This window comes from uncultured Methanobrevibacter sp. (genome assembly GCF_902774605.1).
Classification (GTDB): Archaea; Methanobacteriota; Methanobacteria; order Methanobacteriales; family Methanobacteriaceae; genus Methanocatella.
The window spans coordinates 1-9,523 of record NZ_CACYJE010000066.1; the positions used below are offsets into that span (position 1 = coordinate 1).

At 39.6% G+C, this 9,523-nt stretch carries 10 protein-coding genes; all 10 read left to right on the forward strand.

The genetic code is table 11. From position 1 onward, the window contains the following. Positions 1–1,424: SpaA isopeptide-forming pilin-related protein (locus QZU77_RS09640; protein ID WP_394350529.1), on the forward strand; the 1,424-nt coding region annotated here is incomplete at its 5' end. Positions 1,425–1,635: 211 nt separating this feature from the next. Then, positions 1,636–2,553 (forward strand): TIR domain-containing protein, encoded by a 918-nt coding sequence (locus tag QZU77_RS09645; RefSeq protein WP_295603541.1) that lies wholly within the window; start codon positions 1,636–1,638, stop codon positions 2,551–2,553. A 27-nt stretch (positions 2,554–2,580) separates the two neighbouring features. Next, positions 2,581–3,435: a toll/interleukin-1 receptor domain-containing protein gene (locus QZU77_RS09650; protein ID WP_295603543.1), complete on the forward strand. Its 855-nt coding sequence runs from the start codon at positions 2,581–2,583 to the stop codon at positions 3,433–3,435. A gap of 15 nt (positions 3,436–3,450) precedes the next feature. Then, on the forward strand, positions 3,451–4,176 hold the full coding sequence (locus QZU77_RS09655; protein WP_295603545.1) for a hypothetical protein: 726 nt from the start codon (positions 3,451–3,453) through the stop codon (positions 4,174–4,176). A gap of 194 nt (positions 4,177–4,370) precedes the next feature. Further along, positions 4,371–4,517, forward strand: a complete 147-nt coding sequence (locus QZU77_RS09660; RefSeq protein ID WP_295603547.1) for a 50S ribosomal protein L40e — start codon at positions 4,371–4,373, stop codon at positions 4,515–4,517. A gap of 88 nt (positions 4,518–4,605) precedes the next feature. Further along, positions 4,606–5,358 (forward strand): geranylgeranylglyceryl/heptaprenylglyceryl phosphate synthase, encoded by a 753-nt coding sequence (locus tag QZU77_RS09665; RefSeq protein ID WP_295603551.1) that lies wholly within the window; start codon positions 4,606–4,608, stop codon positions 5,356–5,358. A 63-nt stretch (positions 5,359–5,421) separates the two neighbouring features. Then, a complete protein-coding gene (locus tag QZU77_RS09670) occupies positions 5,422–6,498 on the forward strand; it encodes a DNA double-strand break repair nuclease NurA (RefSeq protein WP_295603553.1) in 1,077 nt (358 codons plus the stop codon). Next, positions 6,492–7,994, forward strand: a complete 1,503-nt coding sequence (locus QZU77_RS09675) for an ATP-binding protein (RefSeq protein WP_295603555.1) — start codon at positions 6,492–6,494, stop codon at positions 7,992–7,994. The genes QZU77_RS09670 and QZU77_RS09675 overlap by 7 nt, the downstream gene beginning before the upstream one ends. Positions 7,995–8,177: 183 nt before the next feature. Then, a complete protein-coding gene (locus tag QZU77_RS09680) occupies positions 8,178–9,416 on the forward strand; it encodes a DNA repair exonuclease (RefSeq protein WP_295603557.1) in 1,239 nt (412 codons plus the stop codon). Then, the coding region (locus QZU77_RS10870) for an AAA family ATPase (protein WP_366208875.1) at positions 9,413–9,523 on the forward strand (111 nt) is incomplete at its 3' end. The genes QZU77_RS09680 and QZU77_RS10870, both read left to right, overlap by 4 nt.

Below are 9,523 nucleotides of genomic sequence, written 5' to 3' on the forward strand. Positions count from 1 at the left end.
TTTCCAATTCTAAATTTGAAAGTAATCAGGTTAATAATAATGATTTGACCATTACTGCTGGAGGAGCAGTTTACAGTAAAGGCAATAATTTCAGACTTGAAAACTCCACTTTCAATGGCAATGCAGCTTTCAACGGTAATGGAGGAGCAGTATATGTTGAGGGTGAGTATAATATTATTCAAAATTCATCATTTTTAAATAATTACATTTCAAACACCATAAACAGCACTAGCCTAATTGGCGGAGGGGCGGTTTACAGCAACAGTGACGGATTGACCGTCAACAAGTCAACATTCAAGAAAAACAATGCTCCAGGATTATATGGTGGGGCGGTCAGTTCCAATGAACCATATACAATAATGAATTCATTGTTTGAAAGTAACATCGCCTTTATGGGAAATGACATCAGCGGAAACATATATTCCATTGTAATGAATAATCATTTCATACTGGAATACGATGAAAACGACACTGATGCAATATACGGCATAAACAGGATATATTTTGATGAGAACAATTTCACCATCAACAAGGTAGCCTCCAGCGTCAAGTTCAGTGCGGGAATGGTTTTTGAATATGCCTCAACAGGTTCGATTTATGTAACCGTTAACGGAGGTACAATCACAAAGGAAAACATTAAGGTATTGAATCATCCAGAAGCCAAGATCACATTTTCCAAAAACATACTGACCGTATCCAATCTGGCAGTGGGCATGTACACATTGCGCGTAACCACCACTCCTGATGACAGGCACAATTCAGTGGAAAGCGAATTAGGAATAACAGTTAAAAAGGCAACTGCAGTAATCAAGGCTTCCAAAGTGACCGTTGCACTTAAAAGCGGTGCAGCTTGGACAATCAAGATTGTCGATTCAAAAACAGGAAAGCCTGTTGCCAACATGAAGCTCACCTTAAAGGTTTACACTGGCAAGAAATACAAGAAAGTAACCGTTAAGACCAATTCCAAGGGCGAAGCATCCTACAGGACCAAGGGATTGTCAAAGGGAACTCATAAGGTCATTGTAAGTGCATCCCATAATGGATATAATTTCAACACCTTGAAATCATCAATCACTGTTGTCAAGCCCGTTTCCTTGAAGTTCAAAATCCAATACAAGAAGGATGAAAAGGGAGGATCCATCCGTTCTTTCATTGTCATGAACAAGAAAACCAAGAAGGGCATCAACGGCGTTAAGGTTAAGGTTTTAATATACACTGGCAAGAAGTACAAGTCTTATACCTTAAAATCATCCAAGAAGGATAAGTATAAGGGAGCATTCGGTTTTGCAACAAATGCCTTTTCCGCCGGAAAGCATAAGCTCGTGCTGAAGCCGGTGAGCATCAAGTATAAGGGTTCTTTCAAAACATCAATCCATATCCAGAAAAGTGCAGCTAAAGGCCCTAGATTCTTCCGTGTAATATAGCTTTGGGGAGAAGTTTTTCCCCAATTTTTATTTTTTAAAATTTCTTGATGAAAGCTTTTCCTTTCATTAACCTTTTAAATCTTCTATAAAGTTTTTACTTTCATTGACATTTTAATACAACATTTAATAATGCCCTAATCTTCAAATACATTATTTTAAATATTAAAAATAAAAAATATAATAATATAAAGCTTAATTGAATGGTGAAGTCATGACGCATGATGTTTTTATTAGTTATTCGACAAAAAATACTGAACATGCTGAAGCCATCTATGAAAGATTGCAGAATAATGGTGTTGAATGCTGGTTTGCTCCTGAAAATATCGGTACTGCAACCAATTTCGCTGAAGAAATCATGTTGGGATTGAAGCCTTGCAAGGTTGTAGTTCTAGTGTTTTCCAAGGATGCACAGGCATCGGAATATGTTAACAATGAAGTGGCTGCCGCTTTTGATGAGAAAAAGCATATTGTTCCAATAAAAGTGGATGACTCTTTTCCAGAAGGTAGAATGGAATTCTACTTGTCAAACACTCAATGGTTGGATGCATCCCCGTCAGCTCTTAAAAAGGAAAATAAAACAATTGAAGGTTGTTATGACCAATTGGTTGGTGACGTTAAGGGAGTTTTAGCAAAAATTACCAATGAGGATAATCCTGATTTGGATGAAGGTGACAATAATAATGTTGTCATCCCTCATCATCAAAGAGGATTCTTTGACAGGTATAAAATACCAATCATTGCCCTTGCCATTATTCTAGTTGCAGTGGTGGGCTTTGTCGCATATTCGGGGATGAATTCAGATTCATCAACTGGTGAAAAAAATGAAACAGGAATCGATATAGGTTACGTTGGATTGGAGAATAATGGAGCGGGAAGCTACTCCTATTATGTATTCGGAACAGTCTCAGATGACTTGAGCAATTCCTCCAATGATGTTATTCACATTGACTTTTATGACAAGGACGGTAAGGTCATCGACTCCAGCGATACAAAAATCAAGGATATGGATGGAAACATTTTAGGGTCCCTTGATGTTAACAAGAAGGATGTTTCAAAGGTTTCATTGCAACTGAAGGACGACGATAACGTCTTGTATAATGTGGATAGTGATAATATAATCGAACAATAAAAATAAAGTATTTTGGTGGGTTTAGTAATGGCTCATGATGTATATATTTGTTATGATGAAAAAGATGTAGAAACGGCAAAGGATGTCTGTGAAGTCTTGGAGAATGATGGGCTGGAATGCTGGGTTAAAAACCGTGATGCTGGCGTCAAGGATATTGTAACCGAAATCATGGATGCAATCAAACGCAACAAGGTCATGGTTTTGCTTTACTCCAAGAATTCCAAGAATTCCAATTACGTTAACAATGAGGTCAACAGGGCATTCTCACAGAAAAAACCAATTTTGGTTTTCCAAATCGATGATTCAAAACTTGAAGGAAGCCTTGAATTCTTCTTAAGGAACAAACCATGGATAAAGGCTTATCCAAATCCTGAAGACAAGTTTGATGAACTGGTTGAGGATACAAGAAAGCTTGTAAAAAGCCAAGGCGGAATAGGCCATTTCATTAAGGAACATAAAACACCAGTAATCATTGGAGTGATAGTTGCAATACTCATTGTAGGTGCTTTAGGATTCATGATGAGCAATGGAGGGCCTGGAACAAACGCAACCCAAATAAGTCCGGGTGATGTCAAGCTCAAGATTTCTGATTTCCATGTCGATGATGTAAGAAAACAGAACACTGACTGGAATTACTCCTACTATGTAGGTGGAACAATTTCACCGGCGCCTGAAGGCAGCGGATGTATTATTGTAGTGGATTTCTATGATAAAACCGGTGAGTTGGTTGAAACTACTGAAACTCCATTCGAGGATGCTCAAAAGGTCAGCTCAGGATTTTTATTCGGGTCAGCCGTATCGGATAAGAAGAACATTGGCATGGTTGATGTTCAATTGATGGATAATAATATTGTAATCGCCCAGGATGAGGCTCAAATCTAGGGGAGGATGATTGTGATGGATAAGAAACACATAATAATTGCAATAGTTATTGTTGCCGTGATAGCAGTGATAGGAGGCTATTTCCTATTGAACAATGGCACTACAAGCACTATAACTGATCATTCAACAATAGTTTTAAGTAAATCAGCATATATGGAAGTTCCAAAGGAATCTAATGCTACTTCAAAAGCAGATAAGAAAGGAATCTTCTACTATAAGAATGCTAAAGACGACATTAACATTACCAGCTGTTCAAGCTTGTCAGCTTCATCCAGTGAAAAGGAGATGAAAAAGCTTAAGAACAATATCACTACAGGTTCCAAGAAACTGAAGGAAAACAATTTCATAGTCTATGAGAAGGATGGGGTCTATTCAGTGTTCGTTAAGAATACTGAGTACAATGACACTCTTCTGATACAGTCAACAGACTTGAATCTGCTCCTGCAGTGCAGGGAAAGTGTAAAGTATCACGATCCGACCACTAAAATCAAGTTCAATGACACCACTGATTCTTCCGGTTCAAGCACTGTGGTTGATGCTGTACAGCAGACTGAAAAGGCTGTGGAGAAAACAACTACTTCCTCCACTTCATCATCCAGTTCATCTTCAAGCTCCACTGCAGGAACTGGTACTGGTGGTTACAGTGACTTTGGTTTCGGAAGCAGTTCAACCGGTTCAAGCGGTTCAAGTAAGGCTAGTGGATCCAGCGGTGGAGGTTACAGCGACTTCGGATTTGACTAGAAACATGTATTTGGGATTTGGGGCAATGCCCTTGAATTCCCATTTTATTATTTTTTTCTCATTGATTTTTTCTTATTTTAACTGATTTTAACTAAACCTTTAAATACTATTAAATTAAAATAATTAATTAATAGTTATGTATTCATAACAATTTAATTTTATTAAGTTTTCACGATTATAAGGAGGAGTTATTAATGGCAAGATTCGAAGAAGCAGAAAACAGAATGTTCAATATCAAAATCTGCTTAAAATGTAATGCTCGTAACCCTGCTGCTGCAACAACTTGCAGAAAATGTGGTTACAAAGGTTTAAGATTCAAAGCAAAAGAACAAAGAGGATAAACCTATTCTCTTTAACTTTTTACTATTTTTCAATAAAAACAATTAATTTAATATATTATTTTTAATAAAACTATTTTTAGGTATTCTTATGAAAGACATAGAAAATTACATTAGAGATATATTAAAAACACGCAAACTTCATTTTACTTTAATTGATCCTGATGAACAGACACCTGAAGAGGCCTTACAGATTGCTACCGAAGCCATTGAGGGTGGAACCGACGGCATAATGATTGGAGGGTCAACCGTCAACGGTGATGATGTTGACAATACCTGCAAAATCCTGTCTGAAAACATTGCAGTGCCTATAATCATTTTCCCTGGAAACACCAGCAGCGTGAGCAAATACGCTGACGGAATATTCTACATGAGCTATGTTAACTCAACCAATCCGTACTGGATTAACGGTGCACAGGCTCTTGCAGCACCATCAGTCAAGGCTGCCGGAATTGAAATATTGCCTATGGCTTATATGGTTGCCGAACCTGGCGGAACAGTCGGATGGGTCGGGGACGCTAAACTGGTGCCTAGAAACAAGCCGAAAATACCTGCAATCTATGCGATGTCAGCTGAAATGTTCGGCATGAGGTTCTTCTACCTTGAAGCAGGTTCAGGAGCGGACAAGCCTATTCCGCCGGAAATGGTTGCATACTCCAAAAGGGCAACTGACAATATGATCGTCCTTGTTGGCGGTGGAATACGCGACGCCAAGGCAGCATACACTGCGGCAAAAGCAGGCGGAGACATCATCGTCACAGGAACAATCGTTGAGGAAGTGGATGATGTCAAGGCAAAAATCCAGGAATTGACCGGAGCTATCCTTAAAGCTTCACAAGAGTAGTCATCAACTGCTCTTACCAAACTCTTTTTTATTATTTATTAATATAGTATTAACTGTGATATCATGTTAAATTCATTGTATGAAAAGGCCATCGCTAAAAGAGGATTCATTCCAGATCTCGAATCTGGCACCGATATTGAATCTCAATTGGAACATAAATGGTTTAACAGATTTATAGATGAAAGCAAAGCAGATTTATCAATTGCTGCAGGAGATGGGAGTTTCAACAAGAAGAAATTCCTCACCACAAACTTCTGTGCAGTTGGAGCCGAATCCATAATTTACGATGGCGAAATAAAAAAAATTGACGACTCGGACATTTTCGACATATCCCACGTCTCATTTCTCGATGAGCTTTTAAGCAATTACATGGCTATATATGAACTTAAATGTGCATTGAGGGCCTTAAGGGAGTATGATGTTGATTATTACATGTTTGATGGATCCATTCTTGGGGACTTGCAGAATGCATTCCCAAGAGGGGCCAAGCTGCCGGCTAAAATTAGGGATAACCTTGACGATACAATCCTCCATGAGTTTGAAAGGCTATTCCAGATACGCAAATACGGTTTGGTTTTTCCCGAAATCAGGGATTCGTTCAAGTTGGTTGATTTGCCGAGCCGGGAAGAGGATATGAACAAGATTGAAGAGTATAACCTTCAATTGGCATCTGTTGAGAAAATCATTCTTTTAAAGGAGTTGCTGCAGTACCGCAAGAAGATCATTTCTATATCCAAGACCTCATCTGACAATGACCTGTTCCATTGGAACATTCCGGACATTGCATTTCTTGACAAGTTCACAAAAAAGCAGGGGATGACCATCATAAAGTATAAGAGCGTTTATGAAAAGGCTCCATTCCCATACTTCAATGATTTTTTCAAAAGCTTGACATTCACAATATTCTATGTGCGTTTCCAGGACAACAAGAATGTTTTGAAGGTTGAATTGCCTTACAGGGCAAGTAAGGATGAGGTTTTTGAGATTATTAAAAAGATTAACGTTTTGACTGTTCAGGGTTATCCTTACCTTCTAAACAAGGCCCATAATGATGTAGTGATAACCGACAGGAACATGAAGGAACTGATTAAGATAGCTAAGATTTACGAGACAACAAACAGGGAAGTGATGTCATGGTAGTAGGAATATGCGTAGGGGAAACCAATTTAAATGAAGTGACCTTCATCTCAGAGAAAATGCCTCAGGTTGGTGAATATGTCACAATGGAATATGACGGAAAAAAGGTACTTGGTATGATTGAAAACCTGGTCAGGGGAAACGATGCACTCAACATTGACATCAACGACTTCAAGGCCATCCAGAAGATATCAAGAATCGGAGCCGAGGACAACTACATCAGGGGAAAAGTGAAAATCCTCGGGGATGTCAACGACAATCTGAAATTGCCGAGAACACCAGTGCTGCCGGGAACCGAAATCCATCTCGCAGACGCTGAAATACTTCACGAGATATTCAAGGTCAAAAACCCAATCAAGATAGGAAGCCTGGTAAACCAAAGCGACGTGGACGTGAATGTTGATGCAAACCCGATACTGTCAAGGCACCTTGCGATACTGGCAATGACCGGTGCAGGTAAATCAAACACTGTATCAGTCCTCATAGACCAATTATTGGGCTACAATGTGCCGGTGTTCGTTTTCGACATGCACGGAGAGTACAAGGATGCAGTGTTCCCAAACGGTCCGGTAAATGTCATAAAGCCGAAAATCAACCCCCATTACATGACATTCTATGAGATAAAGAAGCTCGTCAACATCCCAACCAACGGCTACATTCAGGAAAGGCACTTCAGAAGAGCATTCAAGAAAGCCAAGAAAATGCTTGCTGACGGTGTTGCACACACCAATAATTTCCTGCAGGTAATCTATGACATCCTGGAAGTGGACTCACAGGAGGAGAAAGCAGACAAGCAGATTGTTGATGTCATGAACAAGATTGACGATTCAATGGATAGGTACTCCAATCTTTTCGACAAAAACACTGGAAACATACTGTCCAGCATCAAGAAGGCACACGCCAACGTATTGGACTTGTCCCAGGTTGATGAGTCAGTTGCAAGCGTTCTTGTAAGTCACATCCTTAGAAATTCCCTGCAGCGCTCCAAAAACGCAGCTCACAGTGGAGATAAGAAGGAACTGCTAGATAATTCAGTGTTCTTCATCCTAGAAGAAGCCCATATCCTTGCCCCTAACAAGCGCGACAGCGATTCCAAAAGATGGGTCCAGAGGGTTGCAAGGGAAGGGCGTAAGTTCGGATTGGGACTATGCCTCGTAAGCCAGTCACCGAAAACAGTTGACCATGACGCACTCTCACAGATGAACAACATGATCATATTAAGACTCGTTGAGCCGGAAGACCAAAGGCACGTCCAGTCAGCAAGCGAAAGCCTGTCACAGGATTTGATCAATCAGTTGCCGTCATTGAACGTGGGAGAGGCCATCGTTTTGGGATTGATGACCAAAGTGCCTACTCTTGTTAAAATCGACAAGTTCCAGGGTCGCCTTCACGGTGATGACATGGATATAGTTTCACATTTCATGGAAGCTGTTGAAAGTGAAGCTGAAGAGATTGATGATTTGGAAAAGGAACTTGAGGATATGGGATATCTCTATTAATTCCCATCAATTTCCCCTTACTTTTTTAAAATTTTTTTCACTCACTAAAATCAATATTGATTTCTAATCACACGCTCTCTCTGCAAAATATTATATATAATATGGAATAAACTACTAAACATTAAATGCTTCGTTAAGTGTTTAAATTGGTTATAATACAATAAAAATTTAAAAGGTAATATAATGAAATTTGCACATTTAGCAGATACTCATTTAGGTTATCGCCAATATGGTTTATTTGAGCGAGAAAAAGACTTTTATGAAGTATTTGAAAAGGTTATAGACAAGATAATAGAAGAAAACGTTGATTTTGTAATACACAGCGGGGACTTATTCGAAACCGCAAGACCGTCACCTCTGGCTTTGCTGACTTTCCAGAAAGGACTGTTGAAGTTGAAAGGCGCAGGAATCCCAATGTATGCAATAGCAGGAAACCATGATGTTGTAATGCGCAAGGGGTCAATTCCTCCACAAGTGATATTCAAGAAATCAGGACTGAAAGTCATAAGCAACATCAATCCGACCTACATGCACGGTGACGTGTTCATCGCAGGACTGCCGTTTTTCCCAGCTTCACATGGAAAACTGCTGAAGTCAAAACTCGCAGACCTATCCGATAAGGCATCTCACCATGAAAAGTCAATTCTCGTATTGCATCAGGGAATCGACAAGTACTTCAGCTTCAATTACGAGCTGGAAATAGGTGACATACCAGACAACTTTGACTACTACGCAATGGGTCACATCCACAAGTACGTCAACGACAAGTTCGGCAAGGGAAGACTCGTATATCCGGGCTCAAGCGAAATCTGGAAAACATCTGAAATACCTGACTATCTTGAAAACGGCAAGGGATTCGTTGTAGTCGAGATGGATGGGCCAAAAACACTAGTCAAAAGGGTTAAAATTGACATTCCAAGGGAATTCATCAAAAGAACCCTTGACTACAATAAGCTTGAAAGCGGAATAGCCGGTATCAAGGAAACCATCAAGGACTTCGACAAGAAACCGATACTCAACCTCACAATCAACAATGTTGACTCAGACACAAGCAGGGTCTATGAATTAATCAAGGAGGAGCTTGGGGAATTGGCATTGATGATCAGGCCAACATTCAACATGTACGATGAGGACGAATCCGTAATGATGCCTGAAGTCACCAGCAAATTGGGTCCTGAAGAACTTCTTAAAATACAATTGAAAGGCTACGGCAGCAATGTCGATGTATTGTCAACCGAATTATATGATTTGCTCTCAAAGGATAAGCTTGAAGAGGCAAAAGAGATAATTGACCAATTCTACAATGACCATTACGCCAACATCAATGAGGATGTTGAATTCAAGACTGAAAAAGTGGAGGAGGAAACTCCTAAAGAGGAGAAACCTGAGGGTCAAGTCACATTCAAGGAGGTTTTAGAATGATTTTCACAAAACTAAAGTTAAACAATTTCAAATCCCACGATCACACTGTCATAACATTCGATAGGGGAATCAGCGTCATTGTTGGGGAAAACGGTGCTGGAAAGACA

Excerpts from the sequence above, each read along its gene's own strand:
- QZU77_RS09675 (WP_295603555.1), top strand. The coding sequence starts at position 6,492 with ATGGTAGTAGGAATATGCGTAGGGGAAACCAATTTAAATGAAGTGACC.
- QZU77_RS09645 (WP_295603541.1), top strand. The coding sequence starts at position 1,636 with ATGACGCATGATGTTTTTATTAGTTATTCGACAAAAAATACTGAACAT.
- QZU77_RS09655 (WP_295603545.1), top strand. The coding sequence starts at position 3,451 with ATGGATAAGAAACACATAATAATTGCAATAGTTATTGTTGCCGTGATA.
- QZU77_RS09650 (WP_295603543.1), top strand. The coding sequence starts at position 2,581 with ATGGCTCATGATGTATATATTTGTTATGATGAAAAAGATGTAGAAACG.
- QZU77_RS09660 (WP_295603547.1), top strand. The coding sequence starts at position 4,371 with ATGGCAAGATTCGAAGAAGCAGAAAACAGAATGTTCAATATCAAAATC.
- QZU77_RS09680 (WP_295603557.1), top strand. The coding sequence starts at position 8,178 with ATGAAATTTGCACATTTAGCAGATACTCATTTAGGTTATCGCCAATAT.
- QZU77_RS09670 (WP_295603553.1), top strand. The coding sequence starts at position 5,422 with ATGTTAAATTCATTGTATGAAAAGGCCATCGCTAAAAGAGGATTCATT.
- QZU77_RS09665 (WP_295603551.1), top strand. The coding sequence starts at position 4,606 with ATGAAAGACATAGAAAATTACATTAGAGATATATTAAAAACACGCAAA.